Here is a 259-nt window from a genome sequence, read left to right as displayed (position 1 = left end):
TGCCGATGTGTTTAAACTGCTGCGCGAGTACCGGGAGCGTGGAGAGTTGTTTGATGTGGTGATCATGGACCCGCCAAAGTTTGCTGAATCCAAAGCACAACTGGTTGGCGCCTGCCGGGGTTACAAAGACATTAATATGCTGGCGATGCAGATCCTGAAACCAGGCGGCACACTGCTGACCTATTCCTGTTCTGGTCTGATGGACAGCAACCTGTTCCAGAAAATTGTCGCCGATGCAGCACTGGATGCGAAACGTGAA

Annotated in this window: 1 pseudogene; it reads left to right on the top strand. The window is 52.1% G+C overall.

Going from position 1 to position 259, the window contains the following annotated elements:
* Positions 1 to 259: pseudogene (locus ACYP03_RS26860) on the top strand (23S rRNA (cytosine(1962)-C(5))-methyltransferase RlmI); the annotation flags it as partial.

Source organism: Photobacterium sp. R1, from assembly GCF_054600795.1.
Note: the sequence above shows the minus strand (reverse complement) of the source record. Positions and strands in the feature narration are given on the sequence as shown.